Source organism: Dietzia alimentaria 72 (genome assembly GCF_000226215.1).
Lineage (GTDB): Bacteria > Actinomycetota > Actinomycetes > Mycobacteriales > Mycobacteriaceae > Dietzia > Dietzia alimentaria.
This window is the reverse complement of sequence record NZ_AGFF01000023.1, coordinates 280,461-299,810: the sequence shown is the minus strand read 5'-3', so window position 1 is coordinate 299,810 and position 19,350 is coordinate 280,461. Positions and strand designations below refer to the sequence as shown.

17 protein-coding genes are annotated in these 19,350 nt (G+C 67.0%); 8 read left to right on the top strand and 9 right to left on the bottom strand.

Translation table 11 applies throughout. From position 1 onward, the window contains the following. Window positions 1-7 precede the first annotated feature (7 nt). On the top strand, window positions 8-442 hold the full coding sequence (gene msrB / locus ON04_RS10815; protein WP_010541637.1) for a peptide-methionine (R)-S-oxide reductase MsrB: 435 nt from the start codon (window positions 8-10) through the stop codon (window positions 440-442). Between the two features lie 96 nt (window positions 443-538). On the opposite strand, the gene hemQ is transcribed toward msrB, so the two are convergent. The 3 genes from hemQ to hemE are packed head-to-tail and all read right to left on the bottom strand — an operon-like array spanning window position 539 to window position 3,741. Beyond that, the gene (hemQ, locus tag ON04_RS10810) at window positions 539-1,234 is read right to left on the bottom strand and encodes a hydrogen peroxide-dependent heme synthase (RefSeq protein WP_010541636.1); all 696 of its coding nucleotides are present in this window, start codon (window positions 1,232-1,234) and stop codon (window positions 539-541) included. Between the two features lie 3 nt (window positions 1,235-1,237). Continuing rightward, entirely contained in the window at window positions 1,238-2,620 is a 1,383-nt protein-coding gene (gene hemG / locus ON04_RS10805) for a protoporphyrinogen oxidase (RefSeq protein WP_029458259.1), read from the bottom strand. 2 nt (window positions 2,621-2,622) lie between these two features. After that, window positions 2,623-3,741, bottom strand: a complete 1,119-nt coding sequence (hemE, locus tag ON04_RS10800; protein WP_010541634.1) for a uroporphyrinogen decarboxylase — start codon at window positions 3,739-3,741, stop codon at window positions 2,623-2,625. A gap of 106 nt (window positions 3,742-3,847) precedes the next feature. On the opposite strand from hemE, the gene ON04_RS10795 reads away from it, so the two are divergent. Continuing rightward, the gene (locus ON04_RS10795; RefSeq protein ID WP_010541633.1) at window positions 3,848-4,435 is read left to right on the top strand and encodes a DUF3000 domain-containing protein; all 588 of its coding nucleotides are present in this window, start codon (window positions 3,848-3,850) and stop codon (window positions 4,433-4,435) included. A gap of 62 nt (window positions 4,436-4,497) precedes the next feature. Next, window positions 4,498-5,670: an HRDC domain-containing protein gene (locus ON04_RS10790; RefSeq protein WP_010541632.1), complete on the top strand. Its 1,173-nt coding sequence runs from the start codon at window positions 4,498-4,500 to the stop codon at window positions 5,668-5,670. Window positions 5,671-5,693: 23 nt separating this feature from the next. Here ON04_RS10790 and dxs read toward each other — a convergent pair whose 3' ends face one another. The 3 genes from dxs to ON04_RS15770 all read right to left on the bottom strand — a co-directional run bounded on the left by dxs (window position 5,694) and on the right by ON04_RS15770 (window position 11,014). Continuing rightward, the gene (dxs, locus tag ON04_RS10785) at window positions 5,694-7,583 is read right to left on the bottom strand and encodes a 1-deoxy-D-xylulose-5-phosphate synthase (protein WP_010541631.1); all 1,890 of its coding nucleotides are present in this window, start codon (window positions 7,581-7,583) and stop codon (window positions 5,694-5,696) included. Between the two features lie 117 nt (window positions 7,584-7,700). Next, window positions 7,701-9,026: a class I SAM-dependent RNA methyltransferase gene (locus tag ON04_RS10780; protein ID WP_010541630.1), complete on the bottom strand. Its 1,326-nt coding sequence runs from the start codon at window positions 9,024-9,026 to the stop codon at window positions 7,701-7,703. Then, a complete protein-coding gene (locus ON04_RS15770; protein WP_050815338.1) occupies window positions 9,023-11,014 on the bottom strand; it encodes an APC family permease in 1,992 nt (663 codons plus the stop codon). Before ON04_RS15770 ends, ON04_RS10780 begins: the two co-directional genes overlap by 4 nt. 115 nt (window positions 11,015-11,129) lie before the next feature. Here ON04_RS15770 and ON04_RS10770 point away from each other — a divergent pair, with 115 nt between their 5' ends. Beyond that, window positions 11,130-11,792 carry a potassium channel family protein gene (locus ON04_RS10770; RefSeq protein WP_010541628.1) on the top strand — a complete coding sequence of 221 codons (663 nt, stop codon included), beginning with the start codon at window positions 11,130-11,132 and terminating at the stop codon, window positions 11,790-11,792. A gap of 76 nt (window positions 11,793-11,868) precedes the next feature. After that, window positions 11,869-12,528 carry a potassium channel family protein gene (locus ON04_RS10765; RefSeq protein WP_010541627.1) on the top strand — a complete coding sequence of 220 codons (660 nt, stop codon included), beginning with the start codon at window positions 11,869-11,871 and terminating at the stop codon, window positions 12,526-12,528. Here ON04_RS10765 and ON04_RS10760 read toward each other — a convergent pair. Beyond that, window positions 12,503-13,264 (bottom strand): hypothetical protein, encoded by a 762-nt coding sequence (locus tag ON04_RS10760; protein ID WP_010541626.1) that lies wholly within the window; start codon window positions 13,262-13,264, stop codon window positions 12,503-12,505. The two genes, ON04_RS10765 and ON04_RS10760, sit on opposite strands and share 26 nt — an antisense overlap. Window positions 13,265-13,312: 48 nt before the next feature. Between ON04_RS10760 and ON04_RS10755 the strand changes: the two genes are divergently transcribed. Both ON04_RS10755 and hrpA read left to right on the top strand, forming a co-directional pair. Continuing rightward, window positions 13,313-13,501, top strand: coding sequence for a hypothetical protein (locus ON04_RS10755; RefSeq protein WP_033444223.1), 189 nt, complete (start codon window positions 13,313-13,315; stop codon window positions 13,499-13,501). A gap of 33 nt (window positions 13,502-13,534) precedes the next feature. Continuing rightward, on the top strand, window positions 13,535-17,449 hold the full coding sequence (hrpA, locus tag ON04_RS10750) for an ATP-dependent RNA helicase HrpA (protein ID WP_010541624.1): 3,915 nt from the start codon (window positions 13,535-13,537) through the stop codon (window positions 17,447-17,449). Between the two features lie 13 nt (window positions 17,450-17,462). On the opposite strand, the gene nrdR is transcribed toward hrpA, so the two are convergent. Both nrdR and ON04_RS10740 read right to left on the bottom strand, forming a co-directional pair. Continuing rightward, the gene (gene nrdR, locus ON04_RS10745; protein WP_010541623.1) at window positions 17,463-17,918 is read right to left on the bottom strand and encodes a transcriptional regulator NrdR; all 456 of its coding nucleotides are present in this window, start codon (window positions 17,916-17,918) and stop codon (window positions 17,463-17,465) included. A gap of 112 nt (window positions 17,919-18,030) precedes the next feature. Next, window positions 18,031-18,447: a hypothetical protein gene (locus ON04_RS10740; protein ID WP_010541622.1), complete on the bottom strand. Its 417-nt coding sequence runs from the start codon at window positions 18,445-18,447 to the stop codon at window positions 18,031-18,033. A gap of 228 nt (window positions 18,448-18,675) precedes the next feature. Here ON04_RS10740 and lexA point away from each other — a divergent pair, with 228 nt between their 5' ends. Next, on the top strand, window positions 18,676-19,344 hold the full coding sequence (lexA, locus tag ON04_RS10735; protein ID WP_010541621.1) for a transcriptional repressor LexA: 669 nt from the start codon (window positions 18,676-18,678) through the stop codon (window positions 19,342-19,344). Window positions 19,345-19,350 lie beyond the last annotated feature (6 nt).

The window sequence follows — 19,350 nt, the reverse complement described above, 5'->3', positions numbered from 1 at the left end:
TGCGGGCATGAGCGAGACAGTCAATACCAACACCTCTCAGCCGGACTTCACACTCGACGACGCCGAGTGGAGGCGCAGGCTCACGCCTGACGAGTACCGTGTTTTGCGCAAGGCAGGCACCGAGCGTCCGTTCACCGGTGAGTACAACGAGACCAAGACCGAGGGCGTTTACCGCTGCCGCGGCTGCGGGGCCGAGTTGTTCCGTAGTGACGGCAAGTTCGAGTCCGACTGCGGTTGGCCGTCCTTCTACAGCCCGCTGGCCGGTGACTCCATCATCGAGCGCGTCGACGATTCGCTGGGCATGCGGCGCGTGGAGGTGCTGTGTGCGACCTGCCACGGTCACCTGGGCCACGTCTTCGAGGGAGAGGGCTACCCCACGCCCACGGATCTGCGCTACTGCATCAACTCTCTGAGTCTGACCCTCGAGCCGAAGAAGGACTGACCGCAGCCCGCGCGGCTCGCGGGTACCGAAGAAGACGACGGAGCCCGCCGGGGGAGATTGCTCCCCGGCGGGCTCGATCATCGGCCCCAGCGACCGTCAGGGCATGCTAGACGCCAGTTTCGCGGCCGTCACCCGCGGCCCGGTGAAGAACGGGATCTCCTCGCGGACGTGGCGACGGGCCTCTGTGGCGCGCATCTCGCGCATCAGGTCCACGATGCGGTCCAGCGCGGGGGCTTCGAAGGCCAACAGCCACTCGTAATCGCCGAGCGTGAATGCCGGAACCGTGTTGGCGCGCACGTCCGGGAATTCGCGTGCGGCGCGGCCGTGGGCGGCGAGGATCTGGCGACGCTCCTCGTCAGGGAGGAGGTACCACTCGTAGGAGCGGACAAACGGGTAGACGGAGATGTAGGCGCCGGGCTCCTCGTCAGCGAGGAACGCCGGGATGTGGCTCTTGTTGAACTCCGCGGGACGGTGCAACGCCGTGTTCGACCAGAAGACAGTGCTCGCGCGACCGAGGTGGGTGCTGCGGCGGAAGTCGTTGTAGAACCCCTGCAGGTCTTCGATGTGCTCTGCGTGGGTCCAGATCATGAAGTCGGCCTCGGCGCGGAGTCCGGAGACGTCGTACAGTCCGCGGACCACCACGTCGGTGTCCTCGTAACGGGCAAGGAATTTCTCGAGATCGGTGCCGACGGCCGTGCGGTCCTCCCCCAGTTGCCCGGGGGTCACGCTGAAAGCCGAAAACATCAGGTAGCGCAGAGTCGAGTTGAGCTTGGAGTAGTCAAGGCGTGCCATGTCTCAATCCTGCCACTTCTCAGCCAGACGCCGGGCCGCGGCCCGGGCGGAGCCGATACACGCCGGTACGCCCACCCCCTCGGTAGCCCCGCCCACGAGTTCGATACCGGGCAGCGTGTCGGCCAGTGCGGCGCGGACCGCCGCGATCCTGACGTCGTGACCGGGACCGATCTCGGCGAGGGCGTGGTCCCAACGCCGTACCCGCGAGTGCAGGATCGCTGGGCGCGCCCCACAAAGGTCTGCCACCGCCGATTCAGCCATCCGGGCCAGGGCGGGGTCGTCCGCGGTGAGGATCTCGTCGTCGTCGAGCCGCCCGAACGACACACGCACCAGATGGCCGGGGCGATCGTCGAGGTGGGGCCATTTGCGACTGGTGAAGGTGATCGCCTTGTACGGAACCGGCTCGTCTGTGGCCACGAGTACCCCGGATTGTTCAGGGAAATCGACGGACCTCTCCACTTCCAGCGCGACCACGGCCGACGATGCGGTACGAACCTCCGTCAGAACCCGCACCGCAGCATCGGCGACTCCGGTGGAGGACAGAAGGGGGACGGCGTGGGGAACAGGGACGGCCACGACGACGAGGTCGGCCTCCTCCAGCCACTCCCCGCGTTCACCACGGACCCCAAGAACGTATCCGCGACCGTCAGTCCGGATGGAGGTGCAGGTGGCGTGCGTGCGGATCAACGCGCCGGAAGCGATCGCGAGCGCATCAACCAGTCGGCGGTAGCCGCCGTCGAGGGTCGCGAACACCGGACCCGGCACGGTGCGTCCGACGAGTTCACCGGCAGCGGTGGTAAGGCTGGGTGCCCCGCGGTCCAGGGCCTCGGCCAGTCCCGGGACGACTTGCCGTAGGCCGAGACCACTGCTGGGGGCGGCGTACACCCCGCCGAGCATGGGGTCGAGGAGCCGTGTCACCACGGCGGGGCCGAACCGCTCGCCCACGAGGGTTCCCAGTGAGATGTCGCCGCCCGGCTCCCAGTTCAGCGGGAGGTCCACCTCGCGGGCCGCAATCTCGGTCTCGTCGGCACTGAGCACATCGGACAGCGTTGACACGTCGGAGGGAAGTCCCATGAGGGTACGGGCGGGCATCGGGACCAGTTGGCCACGGGTGAGCAGGGCCGGCTTCAGCGAGCCAGGATGGCGCAGCGCGCTCGTCAGTCCCAACTCGGACACGAGTTCTGAAGCCTCGGGACGACGAGCGATGAATGCCTCGGCCCCGAGCTCCATCGGGCCGGAGGGGAAATCAGTGGTGTGCAATGCGCCACCGGGCCTCGCACCGGCCTCGAGGATCGTGATCCGGACGTCCGGGAGGTCACGAGAGAGCTGGTAGGCGGAGGTCAGTCCACTGAGCCCTCCGCCGACCACCACGACATGTGGCGCCACGGTTACTTCCCGGTCAGCTCGTGAACCAGGTCCACGACATGGGTGACGGCGCCGGCGTCGGTGGTCGGCAGAACGCCGTGGCCGAGGTTGAACACGTGCCCGCGGGCACCGTTCGTACGAGCCCGTGCGCCCTCTTCGACAATGCGTTTGACCTCCCCGTCCAGCGCCGATCGCTCAGCGAAGAGCATCGCCGGGTCGAGGTTGCCCTGAAGAACCTTGCCCGGCACGCGGGTGGCGGCGTCGTCGAGCGGGATCCGCCAATCCACGCCCACGACCTCGGAACCGGCTTCCGACATCGCACCCAGGAGCTCGCCCGTTCCCACTCCGAAGTGCGTACTCGGGACCGAGGACACCAGGTCATCGGAAAGGATCTGTGTGGAGTGCGGCAGAACCAGCGAACGGTAGTCGCGCTGGGTCAACGCACCGGCCCACGAGTCGAAGAGCTGGACGGCATCCACGCCAGCACCGATCTGGGCGCGCAGGAACACCGTTGTGAGATCGGCGAGCTTGCTCATCAACGAGTTCCACAGGTCGGGCTGGGAGTACATGAGCGACTTGGTGTGCTCATGGTTCCGGCTCGGGCCGCCCTCGATCAGGTAGGACGCCAGGGTGAAGGGGGCACCGGCGAAGCCGATGAGTGCGATCGCCGGATCTAGCTCGCGAATGATCAGACGGACGGCCTCCTCGATCGCCACCAACTTGTCGGGGGTGAGCTCGGGAAATCGCGCCACGGCGGCGGCGTCACGAATCGGCTCGGCGACGACCGGGCCAACACCGGGAACGATGTCGATGTCCACGCCCGCTGCAGCAAGCGGGATCACGATGTCGGAGAAGAAGATCGCCGCGTCGACCCCGTGGCGTCGCACGGGCTGAAGGGTTATCTCGCAGGTCATCTCGGGATTGAAGCACGCTTCGAGCATCGTGGACTCGCCACGGACCTTCTTGTATTCGGGCAGCGACCGTCCGGCCTGCCGCATGAACCACACCGGGGTGTGCGAGCCGCCGGCACCGGTTACTTCGTCGAGGTACGGCCCTGTTCCCGAACGGCGGCCGGTAGGTTCGCCTGCAGCCCTGGCAGAGTCGTCGGGGAGGGAAGTCGAGGTCACATCGGAGTTAGCCACGACCCCATGGTCCCACGACCGGGCTCCCGGGGCCTGTCAGCCCACCCGGCCGTGTGACGGCGCGCCTTCTGCTCCCGCCGGAACACGGTGGCTAGCGTGGCGACCCGTGAGCACATCGGTCAATGACGGCGAGCCCGAGATCTTCCGGGAAGCGGTCGAGTCTCTATCGCGACTCGAGGTCCGCCCCGAGATCTCGGTGGGCCCCATCCGCCCACCACAGCGTCTCGCGCCATTCAGTCACGCTCTCGGCGTGGAGATCATCCCACCGTCCGGGGATAACGTTCCCGAGTTTTCCGACGGCGATGCCTTCGGTCGGCTCATCCTCCTCCACGACCCGACTGGGGACGACGCGTGGAACGGGACCCTCCGGCTAGTCGCTTACATCCAGGCGGACATGGAAGCCTCGCTTGCCGGAGACCCACTCCTGCCCCAGGTGGCGTGGAGTTGGCTGACCGAGAACCTTGATGAGGAGGCGGGCCCCTATACCGCTCTCGGCGGCACCGTCACGAGCACAGCCTCCGTCCGCTACGGCGACATTTCGGGCCCGCCACAGGCGCATCAGCTCGAACTGCGCGCCTCCTGGACCGCGCTCGAATCGGACCTCACCGGTCATGCCGCCGCGTTCTGCACCACCCTCGCCCTGGCCGCAGGCCTGCCGCCCGTCGGCGTGACCTCCCTCCATCGTCGGGCGTGAGCGTCCGCCGCCGCGGTGACACTCCGCCCGGGACTCCGCCCCCTCCGGCGGAGTACGAGTTCGTGGACGACCAACCCGGCATCGAGGCCGTCGCCTCGACTCTCGACTCGTCCTCCGGCCCCGTCGCAGTGGATGTCGAGCGCGCCTCCGGGATCCGCTATTCGGAGCGGGCGTTCCTTCTACAGTTACGTGCGGACTCCGGCCCGGCGCTGCTAGTGGACCCCGAGACCCCGGGTCAGACGGTGGGGCCCCTAGCCACACTTCTTTCGCAGCGACCTCTCCTGCTGCACGCCGCGAGTCAGGACCTCCCATCCCTTCGTGAACTCGGAGTCGTCCCCACTTCGCTGGTCGACACCGAGCTGGCGGGACGGTTCCTGGGCAGCGAACGCGTCAACCTCGGTGCGATGATCTCCGAGCACCTAGGCATCGCTCTCGCCAAGGCCCATTCGGCGGCCGACTGGTCCCGCCGTCCCCTGCCGGGCTCCTGGCTCGACTACGCCGCCTACGACGTCCTGTTCCTCCACGAACTCGCTGGCGTCGTGGTCCCCCGTCTGGACGACCTCGGCCGTCGAGAGTGGTTCGAGGCCGAGTGTCGACATCTCGTCGAGGCCGGCCCCGCGCCGGCCGCAGTGGAACCCTGGCGGCGGTTGTCCCAGTTGTCGTCACTTCGCGATACCCGCCAGATGGCCCGGGCCAGAGAACTTTGGATGGCGCGAGACCGCGTTGCCGCCGAAAGCGACATCGCCCCCAAACGACTCCTGAGCGACTCCGCCATCATCGAGGCGGCACGCGTCGCCCCCACCTCCCGGTCCGGTTTACTGGCGATCGACGGGTTCGACGGCCCACAACGCCGTCGACTGGCCCCCGAATGGTTAGCAGCCCTCGAGTGGGCAGAGGGCCTGGGTCGCGCGGATCTACCGTCCCGCTCCGGGCCGAAGGGTGAACACCCTCCTCATGCGTCGTGGAAGCGACACGAGCCACAGGCAGCAATCCTGTTGGAGGCCGCACGCGAGGCTATCGGCGCTCTCGCCGACGACCTGGAACTGGAGCACGGGCTTTTGCTCAAACCCTCAACCCTGAGACTGTGGGTCTGGCGTGCCGCCACGAATCGTCCTACCGACGACGCCGAACTGTTGGACGAGGTCCTGCGGGCCGAGCAAGCGCGGCAGTGGCAGATCGACCTCACCGGTCCTGTACTACTGGATACGGTCCGCGAGTTCCGCGCCGCGGACTGAGCACTCTGCACGCATCGCAGTCGTCAGTCGGTCTGCTTCTTGGTGAGACGCCCGCGTATACTCTCGGCGATGCCGCCGGGGGTGAGCCCTGCGTCGGCGAGAATCTCGCCGCGTGAGGCGTGGTCAAGGAACTCCTGCGGTATGCCGAGCGAGAGACGGTCGCATCTGATGCCCGCGGTCTCGAGGCGGGCGGACAGCGCCGAACCGACTCCGCCATGGAGTCCGTTATCCTCGACGCTGACCACGAGATCGCGCCCCCTCGAAGCCTCGACGATGGACGCCGGAACCGGGTAGACCCATCGCGGATCAACCACATCCACGCTCAGTCCGTCGGATTCGAGGATGCGGGCCGCCTCTACGGCAGGTACGACCATCGAGCCGATAGCCATGACAAGGACGTCTGCGCGGCCGGTGCCATGGACCCGGTCGACCCCGTCGTCGGACGTGTCGAGGGCGGGAACCGGGTCGCCCACGGACCCCTTGGGGAACCGGATGACCGTCGGTCCGTCCGTGACCTCCACTGCCTCGCGGAGCTCCTGGCGCAGCGTCAGTGAGTCACGCGGTGCAGCTACCCGCACGCCGGGGACGATGCCGGTTAAGGATAGGTCCCACATGCCGTTGTGACTTGCACCGTCCGGCCCCGTGACGCCCGAGCGATCCAGGACGAGCGTGACCGGCTGACGGAGCAGCGCCACGTCCATCAGTAGCTGGTCGAAGGCACGGTTGAGGAAGGTCGAGTAGATGGCCACGACGGGATAAAGACCGCCAAGAGCCAGCCCCGCCGCCGAGGCCATGGCGTGCTGTTCGGCGATGCCGACGTCGTACATCCTGTCCGGGAACCTCTCCCCGAAGGCCGTGAGGCCGGTGGGGCCGGCCATCGCCGCGGTGATAGCCACCACGTCGTCGCGCTCCGTCCCGATCTCACAGAGCTCGTGGGAGAAGACGGTGGTCCAGTCCTCAGCTGATGAGGACGACAGCGGCTTGCCCGTGTCAGGGTCGATGACGCCGGTCGCGTGCATCTGGTCGGCGACGTTGTTCTCCGCGTGGACGTAGCCCATGCCCTTGCGGGTCACGACGTGGACCATCACGGGCCCGCCGAACTCCTTGGCCAGGCGCAGTGCGCTCTCTGTGGCCGCGAGGTTGTGCCCGTCGACGGGGCCCATGTACTTGATCCCGAGGTCGGCGAACAGCTCCTGGGGGGAGACCACGTCCTTGAGACCGGCCTTGATGCCGTGGAGGACCGAGTAGACGGTTTTGCCGATCAGGTCTTTCCGTGCGCCGAGGGTCCGCTTGGTGCGGTCCATTGCCTTCTCGTATGCCGGCTGCAAGCGCAGCGCTCCCAGCCGTTCGGCGATCCCGCCGATTGTCGGCGAGTACGAGCGGCCGTTGTCGTTGACCACTATCACCATCGGTCGATCCTTGCCGGCTGCGATGTTGTTGAGCGCCTCCCAGGCCATCCCGCCGGTCATCGCACCGTCACCGATCACCGCCACCACCGTTCGGTCGGTCTCACCACGCAAGGAGTAGGCCTTAGCCAGTCCGTCTGCGTACGACAGGGACGCCGTGGCGTGGGATGACTCGACGATGTCGTGTTCGCTCTCCGCGCGACACGGATAGCCGGATAGTCCGTCGCGGGTGCGGAGCCCGTCGAACTCGTCGCGACGCCCGGTCAGCATCTTGTGGACGTAGGACTGGTGTCCGGTGTCGAAGATGATCGGGTCGCGCGGCGAGTTGAACACCCGGTGCAGGGCCACGGACAGTTCGACTACCCCGAGGTTGGGCCCGAGATGTCCGCCCGTGGCCGAGACCTTCCGAATGAGAAATTCACGGATCTCGCCGCACAGCTGGCCCAATTGCTCGGCGCTCAGCGCGCGGAGGTCTGCGGGGCCGTTCACCTGATCGAGCACGCTCATTGCTGTCGACTGCACCTTCCCTGACCAACACCCCACTGGGTCGAAACGACAGTCTACGGTCTCCTGTCCCGAGGACTCGCCCGTGGGCCGTGGTCGCGACGGGCCCCACGGTAGTCGTCAGATCCCACCGGGTGCGTCGAGCACCGCGATCCCCTCGATGTGATGGGTCCCGGGGAAGGACGCCACGCCGCTGAGGGAGGCCAGGGACCAGCCGCGGGAAACCAGGACGCCGACATCCCGGGCGAGGCTCGCGGGATCGCACCCCACGTGCACGATCCGTGTGCCGACCCTCGAGGAGAGGTGCTCCATGACCGCGATCCCCGCACCACCGCGCGGTGGGTCCAGAATCACGATGTCCGGATCGGCGGAACCGCCGTCCGTGTCCGCGGGCGTCTCGAGAAACGACTCCACTCTCGACCGCACCGACCGAATGCCGGTCTCCTCGCTCAGCGCGGTGGTCACAGCGCGGAGCGACGACGACGCCGACTCGACGATCGTGACGCGAGCGGAGGGCAACACGTCGAGCACGGCGGCGGAGAACAACCCCGCTCCGCCGTACAAGTCCCACACCACCGGATCCGTGGCGGGACCCGGAGCTGCCGCCACAGCAGCACGTACCAGGTCGGCGTAATGGCCAGCGGCGGAGCGGTGCGCCTGCCAGAACGCCTCGACCGGCAATCGCCACTCGTAGCCAGCTACCCGGCGCAGGACGACGTGCTCCCCCGTCACTGTCTGCCAGTTACCGGCGCGGGCGTGTCTGGCTCGCGCTCGGGTGGCGGCGGACGCTCGAGACCGTCGACCGCGACCGCCCGGACCCCTGGAGTCGGCCGCGCGGTGTGCGACATGGATCCCGCCGTCGTCCCCGATCACACCCAGCACCTCACGCCCCGGACCGACATCGGCGTCCAGGACCGCGCGCAGTATGCGGGAATCGGGTTGGACACAGGGTTCGGTGACCAGGTCCCGGGACCGTGCGCGGCGCACGCCCGGCGTCCCTTCGTTATCGGTGACCCACCTGGCGACCGTTCGCCAACCGGTGGTCGCGTCATCGCCCGCGGGCGACTCCACGGGCACCACACCGCCCGCGTCATCGATCCCTCCGATGCGGGCCGCCTGCTCGGCGATGATCCGCCCGGCGTAACCGCGGGCGGCCTCAGGGGCGATATGGCTCCAGTCGCAGCAGCCTGCGCCGGCGGCCGCCGCGGGGCATCTCGGCTCCACCCGGTGTGGTGACGGTTCGATCACCGCGCTGACCGTCCCGCGGCAGAATGCGCGACCCGGGTCGTCGTCCACCACAACGTCCACCAGTTCGCCGGTGATGGCGCCGCGGCAGAACACCACGCGCCCCTCGTGCCGCGCCACGAACTCCCCGCCCTGCGCTGGGCCCTCCACACGCACGCGCAGCACTCGGCCCGTCCAGTCGGTCGTCCGTTCCTGTGTCATCTGGTTCCCGGCCCTCTCCAGCGTCCGACGATCGGTTCGTCCCTCGCCTGCTCCGCCCGCCCGTCCGAGGACGACAGTTGCCACGGCACGCTGGTCACCATGACGCCCCTCTCGTAGAGGAGTCGGGTCTTGAGACGCCGTGCGCTCTGATTGTGTAGCAACTGCTCCCACCACCGGCCCACCACGTATTCGGGGATGTAGACGATCACCACGTCCCGCGGTGCCTGCTCCCGGAGCCGCGTCACGTAGTCGATGACCGGGCGGTTGATCTCACGGTACGGGGACTCGACCACCTTGAGCGGGACCGAGATGCGCCGTTCCTCCCACTCGCGTACCAACGCCCGTGTCTCGGTGGTCTCGATATTCACCGTCAAGGCCTCGATGGAGTCGGGTCGGGTGGCTCTGGCGTACGCCAGCGCACGCAGCGTGGGCAGGTGCAGCTTGGACACCAGCACCACGCAGTGCGTCCGGCTGGGCAACACCACCTCCCACGACGACTCCTCGAGTTCCCTGGCAACCGAGTCGTAGTGCCGATGGATGAGTTTCATCACCACGAACACCGTCACCATGGCCAGGACCGCGATGTACGCGCCGGGGAGGAACTTGGTAGCCATGACGATCACGAGCACGCTTGCTGTGAGGACCAGCCCCACCGCGTTCAGCGCCCGCGCCCGCTTCACTCCGGCCCGGACCGCGGGGACCTCCTCATGGCCGAGCCGTCGGGTCCAGTGGCGGACCATCCCGAGTTGACCCAGCGTGAAAGCGACGAACACGCCGACGATGTACAGCTGGATCAGCATCGTCACCTCGGCATCGAACGCTACGACGAGCGCGATCGCCGCCACCGCCAGCAGCAGAATCCCGTTGGAAAACGCGAGCCTGTCCCCCCGCGTGGCGAGCTGCCTGGGCAGGTACTTGTCGCGCGCCAGGACCGAGGCGAGCATCGGGAAACCGTTGAATGCGGTATTAGCAGCGAGCATGAGGATCAGCGCCGTCACACCCATCACCACGTAGAACATCGGTGACAGATTCGCGAAGACGGGCTCGGCGAGCTGCGCGATCATAGTTTTCTGTCGATACCCCTCCGGTGCCCCGATCAATTGGGTGGCCGGGTCCTCGGCGATCTGCAATCCGAGTTTTACGGACAGGGCGATCAGTCCCATGAGAAATGTCACGGCCAGGACGCCGAGCATCGTGAGCGTGGTGGCCGCGTTGCGGACGCGCGGTTTGCGGAAGGCCGGGACACCGTTGTGGATCGCCTCGACGCCCGTGAGCGCGGCGCTGCCGGCGGCGAACGACTTGGCCACGACAAACAACAACGCCAGGCCCGTCACAGCGGCGCCGTCTGGGGTGACCAGGTCGAAGTCCGCCGACTCCGCCACGAGATCGCGGCCCAGCACGTCCACCTGGAACAGCCCCCAGACGATCAGCGCGGTCAAGGCCGCCATGAACGCGTAAACGGGGATCGTCGACATGGTGCCGGTCTCGCGGATCCCACGCACGTTGAGGGCGGCCAGCACGATGATCGCGAGGACCGCGAACACCACCTCGTATGACTGCACCCACGGGATCGCCGAGCTGACGTTCGCCGCCGCGGCGGAGACCGACACCGCGACCGTCAGGACGTAGTCGATGAGCAGGGCGGCCCCCACCCCCAGCCCGGCATTCGGGCCCAGGTTCACGGTGGCGACCTCATAGTCACCGCCGCCGGACGGGTACGCGCGGACATTCTGGCGGTAGCAGGCGACGACGACGAGCATGACGATCGATACCGCCAGCCCCACCCACGGGGTGAACGCGAGCGCTGACATCCCGGCCAGCGAGAGGACGAGAAAGATCTCCTGCGGGGCATAGGCCACCGAGGACAGGGCATCTGAGGCGAACACCGGGAGCGCCACGCGCTTGCGTAGAGCCGTGGTTCCGATGGTGTCGCTGCGGAAGGGACGGCCTACGAGCAGGCGTTTGGCTCCGACGGAGACCTTGGAGATCCTGGACACCGACACATCGTAGAGCCCCGCGCGCCGCGTCGGACAGCACCGGGGAACGTGAGTACCGTGAATGGACGGGTCCACGTGGTGTGGACCGTGAGGAGTTGGACTCGCGATGAGGGTCGTCATCTTGGGCTGCGGGCGCGTCGGCGCCGCGCTTGCCACCGAACTGGACGCCTCCCGGCATGACGTGGTGGTGATCGATCGCGATGCGTCGGCCTTCGACCGGCTCCCGGAGGGGTTCAGTGGTCGGACAGTGGCCGGTCTGGGGTTCGACCGCGAGGTTCTCGACCTCGCAGGTCTCGACGGCGCGGACGCGTTCGCTGCGGTGTCCTCGGGAGACAACTCCAACATCATCGCCGCCCGGGTGGCCCGCGAGACCTATGGTGTGGAGCGCGTGATCGCCCGCATCTACGACGCTGGTCGCGCCGCGGTCTACGAACGGCTGGGGATCCCGACCGTGGCCACGGTCCCATGGGCCACCGGCCGATTAGTCCGCTATATCGCCGCTGGCTCGAGCCCGGTGGTGTGGCGTGAACCGACCGGCTCTGTATGCGTGGTAGTCGTGGAAACCCCCACGGTGTGGGTGGGTTCCCGGGTCGACGCGCTCGCCGACTCCGTCGCCGGGCGGGCCACCGCGCTCACGCGGTTCGGCCAGTGCCGGATTCCCGCCAAGGACACCATCGTCCAGGCGGATGACGTCCTCCACCTCGCCGTCCCCTCGTCTGTCGTGGACGATCTCGACGACATACTGGAACGAGGTCCCCACGATGCCTGAGAATCCGGTTCCGGACTACGCCGACGGCACCGGACTCCTCAACTCCGACCCGGCGCCCACCGCACGCGCCTCGACCATGCGGGTCGTCGTGGCCGGCGCCGGTGTCGTGGGACGGTCGATCGCCAGAGAGTTGCTGGCAGGCTCCCACCACGTGACCCTGGTCGACAAGCGATCGTCCGTGTTCGTGGCCGACCCGGTAGACGACGCCGAGCAACGGGTCGGGGACGCGTGCGAGCTCAGCTTCCTCGAACAACTGCACGTCGAAGACGCCGATGTTGTGGTGGCCGCCACCGGAGACGACAAGGTCAACCTGGTGGTGAGCCTGCTCGCCAAGACCGAGTTCGCCGTGGGCCGTGTCGTGGCCCGCGTCAACGACCCCCGCAACGACTGGCTCTTCGATGAACGCTGGGGCGTGGACGTGGCGGTGTCCACCCCCCGCCTGATCGTCTCCGTGGTCGAGGAGGCGGTGTCAGTGGGCGACGTGGTCCGGCTGATGACGCTCCGACGCGGTGGCGCCAACCTGGTCAGCGTGACGCTGCCGGACCAGACGCCGCTCGCCGGCCGCTCCGTGGCCCGCGTCCGCTTCCCCCGGGACGCCGCCCTGGTCGCGATCCTGCGCGGGGGCCGCGTGATCGTGCCCGAACCCGACGTGCCCTTCGAACCCGGTGACGAACTATTGGTGGTGGCCCCCGAAGAGGTCGAGGCAGAACTCAGTGACGCGATCCTGGGTGGTTGACCGTCACGGCGATCTCCCTGCCATAGCTCCAGCCGGGCGCCAGCGGCAGGTCATCCCCGCTCCAGAACCGGCCGGGGTCGTACCAGCTCACGTCCCCGGCTGGCAGCAGGATCCCCATTTCCTCGAGCGTGAGCCCGACAACCTCCGCGCAGTACGCTGCCTCCATGCGTAGTGCCGCGCCCGGGCGATTACGCCCACCGAGCCCGAGGCGGGCCCGGATGCCCGTGCCGCGTGCTTCGTCGTCGTCATCCCGTCCCGGTAGGGACCCTCGGCCGCTGGTCGTGAGATCCGAACGTCGGCCCCGCGATGCCAGTCGTCCGCGAGCCCACCGCGCGGTCAGACGCCCCGCCGAGGGGAATGACACCCCGTCGAGCCGGGCGATCGAGGTCAGCAATGCATCCTCCTCCGCTCGGCCGACCTCGGGCTCGATCTGCCGGAACCACGCCCGCTGACCGTACGGCCCGGTCCACTGACGCACCGCTGCCTCGAGGTCGTGCAGTTGGACCCCGCGTTGGCGCCTGCCGGTCCATACGTCGGTCAATCCCCGTCCCATCTCCGCGTGCCACATCAACGGCGGCATGTCACCCAGGACCACGGCTACCCCCACGTGGTTCACGGGGGAATTGGTCAACGTCTGGATGAGCCGGTCGGCCGGTGCACGGCCACGGAACACCCACAGGTCGCCGGTGCGGGTGCGGTGGGCCGCGGCGGCCAGAGGAACGGTGTCGACGGTCATGACGCGATCCTGCCAGTCCGAACACGGACACGGCCTACGCTTGGTTCCATGGCTCCCAGAGGACGGCAGTGGCTCAAGGTGGTCGGCGCGGCCGGGGTGGTAGGCGTGGCAGCCTCCGGCATCCTCGTCGCCCGCACCGAACGTCGACGCCGTACCTACCAACCTGAAGAGATCCGCGAGCAGTTGCACGAGCGCTACGCGCGCATCCAATCCCACCGGGACAGCGGCGTCACCTGACATCGCGCCGGGAGCCGATATCCTGGGGGCATCATGTCGTCGTCCTCTTCTCCAGCCCCCGAACTCCGCAGGGCACGCCACGAACTGCTCGTCCGACTCGACGACGTCGGCTCCCTCGATGCGCACCGATTGCGCCCGCGCATCCGCCGCGCCCGCGCAGACCAACTCGGCGACCTGGGCACCCGGGTCAACGATGCCGCCGCGCGACTGCAACGTCGTGCCGAATTGATCCCAGTCCCCGAGTACCCGCCGCAACTTCCGGTCAGCGAACGCAAAGACGAGATCGCCGCGGCGATCCGGGATAACCAGGTGGTGGTGATCGCCGGCGAGACCGGCTCCGGAAAAACCACCCAGATCCCCAAGATCTGCCTCGAACTGGGACGCGGCGTCCGCGGCATGATCGGGCACACCCAGCCCCGGCGCCTCGCCGCCCGGTCCGTCTCCGAACGCATCGCTCACGAACTGGGCGTCGAGATCGGCGGGGTGGTGGGCTCCGCCGTCCGTTTCGACGACCGCACAGGGCCGGACACCGCGGTCAAGCTGATGACCGACGGCATCCTGCTGGCCGAGATCCGACGCGACAGGCTACTTCGCGCCTACGACACCATCATCATCGACGAGGCACACGAGCGCAGTCTCAACATCGACTTCCTGTTGGGATACCTCCGACAGATCCTGCCGCGCCGGCCCGACCTGAAGATCATCATCACTTCCGCCACCATCGACCCGGAACGGTTCGCCCGCCACTTCGCCGGGCCGGACGGTCGTCCCGCCCCCGTCATCGAGGTGTCCGGGCGCACGTTTCCCGTCGAGGTCCGCTACCGGCCCCTACAGGTGCAGCACGGCGACCGTGTCGTAGACCTGGACCCTATGGATGGTCTCGCCGACGCCGTGGCCGAACTCCTCCGTGAAGACGACGGTGACGTTCTGGTGTTCCTGTCAGGCGAGCGTGAGATCCGCGACGCGGAAGAAGTTCTGCGCGGCCGCAAGTTCAAGAACACTGAGATCTTCCCCCTGTTCGCACGACTGACGGCCGCTGAACAGAATCGGGCGTTCCGGGCTCACTCCACCCGACGCGTGGTCCTGTCCACGAACATCGCCGAGACGTCCGTGACCGTCCCCGGAATCCGTTACGTAGTGGACATGGGGCTGGCCCGCATCTCGCGCTACTCCACCCGCACCAAGGTTCAACGCCTACCTATAGAACCGGTGTCGCAGGCCTCCGCCGCCCAGCGCGCAGGACGCTGCGGTCGCGTCGCCGACGGCATCTGTATACGCCTGTACTCGGAGGAGGACTTCGACTCACGGCCCGAGTTCACGGACCCTGAGATCCTCCGCACCAACCTGGCGTCCGTGATCCTGTCGATGGCTGACCTCGACCTGGGGCCCGTGGACGATTTTCCGTTCGTTGAACCCCCCGATCGGAAGTCCGTCCGTGACGGGACGATGTTGCTCACCGAACTGGGAGCGGTGACGGTCGACGACGATGAGCGCCCTCGCTTGACCACGGTGGGCCGAGACATGGCCTCACTCCCCCTCGATCCCCGACTCGCCCGAATGGTCGTCGAGGGTCATCGCAACGGGTCGCTGGGAGACGTCCTGGTCCTGGTGGCGGCGTTGACCGTGCAAGATGTCCGGGAAAGGCCCGCCGAGGAACGCGACAAGGCTGATCAGTTGCATCGCCGGTTCACTGACAAGAGCTCAGATTTCCTCGGATACCTGAATCTCTGGCGGTACATCACCGAACAGCGCCGCGAACTGTCCGGCAGCGCGTTCCGGAAGATGTGCAAGGCCGAGTATCTGCACTGGCTACGGATCCGTGAATGGCAGGACCTCACGTCCCAACTGAAGGGGATGTGTCGAGACAGGGGTTGGCATCCCGCCTCGGGGCACGCTGCGGAGGACGACCTGCACAAGGCTGTGCTCACCGGTCTACTGACCAATGTGGGTGCGCGCGACGGAGATACGCGCGAGTTCCGCGGCACGCGGGGCATTCGATTCCAGGTGTTCCCCGGCTCGGACCTGGCCAAAAAACCGCCCTCCTGGGTGATGGCCTCGGAACTGGTGGAGACTTCGCGGCTGTGGGCCCGCGACGTAGCCCGTATCGACCCCGCGTGGATCGAACAGATCGGGGGGCACCTGGTCCGCTACCAGTACTCCGAACCTCACTGGTCCGACGCGCAGGGCGCCGCGATGGCCTACGAAAAGGTCCTGCTGCTCGGACTGACCGTCGTGGAGGCCCGCCGAATCCTGCTGTCCAAGGTCGATGCACCACTCGCCCGGGAGTTCCTCGTCCGCAACGGGATCGTTGAGCAGCGAGCGAATACGCGCGTCCCCGTCATCGTCGAGAACGCCAAAGCCGTCCAGAGTGCTCGTGAGTTGGAAACGCGGAGCCGCCGCCGCGACCTGGTGATCGATGACGACGCTCTGGTCGAGTTCTACCTGGCTCGCCTTCCCGAGAACATCACCTCGGTGCGGCATCTCGAGTCCTGGTGGAAGAAGCGCGGACACAAGCAGCCAGACGCACTACGTCTGCAGCCTGAGGACATCCGGACCGCGGAATCCGCCCCGGACGCAGGCGATTTCCCACCGTTCTGGCTCCAGGGCGACCGCCGTTTCGAGTTGGTGTACGCATTCGATCCCGGGGTCGCCGCCGACGGCATCACCGTCCGGATCCCACTGCCGCAGCTTTCGTCCGTCGCGTCTGCAGGTTTCGAGTGGTTGGTGCCGGGCCTGCGGGAGGAGCTCTATACGGAGATGCTCCGAACCCTGCCCAAGTACCTGCGGCGCCTCTGCTCGCCACCCGCGGAATTCGCTGCGTTGCTGGCAGAAGACCTCAAACCACGATCCGCCCCGCTGCCGGTGGCACTGGCGAAGGCTTTGTCAAGACGTATCGGTACGACCGTGGACGCCCGGGAATTCGACATGAACCAGCTGCCCGTGCATCTTCGGGTGCGTTTCGAGATCGTCGAGGGTGACGAGGTGGTCGCCTCCGGAACCGACCTGGCAGCTCTACGCACGAAATTAATGGACAAGGTGCGTTCAACTCTCAATGCGCGCCTGGTCCCCGATGACGGCCCCTACGCAGAGTGGACCGCCGAGTCCATCGGTGACCTGCCACCGTCCATCACCGGATCAGTAGACGGCGTGGAGGTCACCGTCTATCCGGCGCTTGTCGTACGGGACGACGGGATTCACGTTATCGCGTGTGCCACCGAGGATGAGCAGCGCGCGACCCAGGCCACCGCGGTGCTCAAGATGGTCTCGTCGGGATTGGTTTCTTCAGGTTCGATACTGAAAGGCCGTTCTGTGGAGCAAAGACTCGCGCTGACGCAATATCCGCATGGGGGCGCGGAGGCGTTGGTCTCTGACGCGGCGTTGGCGGCAAGCGGGCGCATCATCGCTCGCCGCAAGGGTGTGCCGGTGTTGTCCGTAGGCGAGTATCAGGAGCTGCGTGAAACGGCCGCCTCCGCGGTGCCGGGCGCTGTGGCGGCGACTATCTCGTCAGCGCTTCCGGCGCTGGTGGTCGCGCAGCGTGTCGCACGCCAACTCTCTGAGGCCCGACCGGATGTTTCGGATGCTGTAGCGCCGTCGCTCGAGTTCCTGGTGGGCAAGGGCTTCCTCGCGCGGCACCCCGCGGATGTCCTACCCCACCTCGAGCGACACGTACGGGGAGTGGGGTTGAGGCTGGATATGGCTGAAAAGTCCCCGGTACGTCACGATGACCTCACGACACGACTGGCTCGATCCGAGCAATCCGTCGAAGAGGCAGTGGTCTTGTTGCGGCGGCGTCCGGGGGGTGCGCGCGCGGTGCGGGAGCTGCGATGGCTCTTGGCGGAGTATCGGGTGGGGTTGTTTGCCCAATCGCTGGGGACCGCCCGTCCGGTGTCAGCTGAGCGGATCGACAAAGCCGTCACCACGGCACTGGCTCCCCGTCGCTCACGCTGACCGGCCGGGGCCGCTACCGGAGGGCGCGGCGCTCGCGCAGACTGATGATCTCTCGCTCGAAGTCATCTGCCGAACTGAATTGCTTATACACGGACGCGAAGCGTAGGTAGGCCACTTCGTCCAGGTCCTGCAAAGGCCCCAGGATCGCGAGCCCGATCTCATGCGCGGGTACCTCCGAGACACCGCCAGCGCGGACCGCGTCTTCGACCTGCTGTGCGAGACGACGGAGGGCATCTTCGTCTACAGATCGTCCCTGACATGCCCGACGAACCCCGCGGACGACTTTGTCGCGGCTGAACGCCTCGGTGACGCCGTTTCGTTTCAGAACGGTCAGCAGTGGTGTTTCGAGTGTCGTGAATCGGTGGCCACACTCCGGGCACTCCCGCCGACGCCTAATCGCCTGGCCCTCGTCGACTGACCGTGAGTCGATCACCCGGGAGTCCTCGTGGTGGCATGTCGGGCAGTACATCGCCGCTGCGCCCTTCGTCGACCGGACCGTCCGCCTCCCCGAGTCGGTACCGAAGGGGTGCGGGGACGACACCACGCCGTCCCCGTCATATTCTAGGAGTAGCGACGCCAGGTCACGCGTAGGCGGGGCCACCGAGGAGCGCTAGCACCAGGAGCAAGATGACACCGAACGCGATTCCGCAGGCCAACAGCACCCAGGTCGGCACGTCATCGACAACTCCCGACTCGCTCGGTGCCTCCACGCTGCAAGCGCGAACATTGTCCGCATAGGACAGACGGGCCACGATGGAACGCCTGGGCGCGGCGAGAGGGGCAGCGGTCATCCTCGCCCGACCAGAAGGCCGGGCCAGCTCTCCGTAGTTCGAACGGTCGACGCTCCGAGCCGAACGCTTGGCCGGTCGGACCTTAGCGCCGTCTCCCACGCAGTGCTCCCGCCTCATTCGGGGGGGCGGAGTGATGTGCTCGGCCGCACAGACCTCGATCCACCGCGTGGCCGGACGTGCCTGTGAATGCATCTCCAGAATCGTCATGACGCCTCCTCGCTCGCCTCGGTGTGCGATCTGTGTTCGCACACCCGTGTGTACCCGTCAGTACGTCTGTTCGAATTCGAATCTGCCTAGAGTTGTACCACGTGGGTACGACAGAGTCACCATTCTCCGGACAAAACTTTCGAACACCTGTGTGGCGTAAAGCCGAGACCGGGGTTAGGGTGTAGACAGAAAAGTACGTCGAACATCCATTCGCCGAAGGGACCACAGATGCCGAAGCCGGACTTCGAATCACTCACTGCGCGCCAGAAGAGCGTGCTTCTTCATATCCACGACACGGTCAAGGACCGGGGCTACCCGCCGAGCATCCGCGAAATCGGAGACGCCGTGGGCCTACAGTCCACCTCGTCGGTCGCCCATCAGCTTCGGACACTGGAGAAGAAGGGGTTCCTGACCCGTGATCCGCATAAGCCCCGTGCGGTTGACGTCCACGGTGTACCCGGCCAGAAATCCAGGGGACGTCGTGCCGCCGCTCCCGAGCCACAACGCCCCAGCGGAGCCGCGGAGCCCGTGTACGTCCCCGTTCTCGGCCGCATCGCCGCCGGCGGTCCCATCCTGGCGGAGCAGGCTGTCGATGAGGTCTTCCCACTTCCCGCGGATCTCGTGGGGTCGGGGGACCTGTTTATGCTCAAAGTCGTTGGTGAGTCGATGATCGACGCAGCAATCTGCGACGGTGACTACGTCGTCGTACGTCGCCAAAACGTTGCGGAGAACGGTCAGATCGTCGCTGCCATGATCGACGGTGAGGCAACAGTCAAGACGTTCCGTAGGGATTCAACCGGGGTCTGGCTCCTCCCCCACAATCCGTCGTTCAGCCCCATCCCGGGCGAGCACGCGACCATCCTGGGCAAGGTCGTCACTGTCTTTCGTAAGCTTTGACGCTCA

What these genes read in the sequence shown, in the direction of transcription:
- dxs (WP_010541631.1), bottom strand. Translation starts at nt 7,583, where the DNA reads ATGAGCGTGCTCGATCAGGTGAACGGCCCCGCAGACCTCCGCGCGCTG.
- ON04_RS10765 (WP_010541627.1), top strand. Translation starts at nt 11,869, where the DNA reads ATGCGGGTCGTCGTGGCCGGCGCCGGTGTCGTGGGACGGTCGATCGCC.
- ON04_RS10740 (WP_010541622.1), bottom strand. Translation starts at nt 18,447, where the DNA reads ATGACGATTCTGGAGATGCATTCACAGGCACGTCCGGCCACGCGGTGG.
- ON04_RS10760 (WP_010541626.1), bottom strand. Translation starts at nt 13,264, where the DNA reads ATGACCGTCGACACCGTTCCTCTGGCCGCCGCGGCCCACCGCACCCGC.
- msrB (WP_010541637.1), top strand. Translation starts at nt 8, where the DNA reads ATGAGCGAGACAGTCAATACCAACACCTCTCAGCCGGACTTCACACTC.
- hemQ (WP_010541636.1), bottom strand. Translation starts at nt 1,234, where the DNA reads ATGGCACGCCTTGACTACTCCAAGCTCAACTCGACTCTGCGCTACCTG.
- ON04_RS10770 (WP_010541628.1), top strand. Translation starts at nt 11,130, where the DNA reads ATGAGGGTCGTCATCTTGGGCTGCGGGCGCGTCGGCGCCGCGCTTGCC.
- nrdR (WP_010541623.1), bottom strand. Translation starts at nt 17,918, where the DNA reads ATGTACTGCCCGACATGCCACCACGAGGACTCCCGGGTGATCGACTCA.
- hrpA (WP_010541624.1), top strand. Translation starts at nt 13,535, where the DNA reads ATGTCGTCGTCCTCTTCTCCAGCCCCCGAACTCCGCAGGGCACGCCAC.
- ON04_RS10755 (WP_033444223.1), top strand. Translation starts at nt 13,313, where the DNA reads ATGGCTCCCAGAGGACGGCAGTGGCTCAAGGTGGTCGGCGCGGCCGGG.
- ON04_RS10780 (WP_010541630.1), bottom strand. Translation starts at nt 9,026, where the DNA reads ATGACACAGGAACGGACGACCGACTGGACGGGCCGAGTGCTGCGCGTG.
- lexA (WP_010541621.1), top strand. Translation starts at nt 18,676, where the DNA reads ATGCCGAAGCCGGACTTCGAATCACTCACTGCGCGCCAGAAGAGCGTG.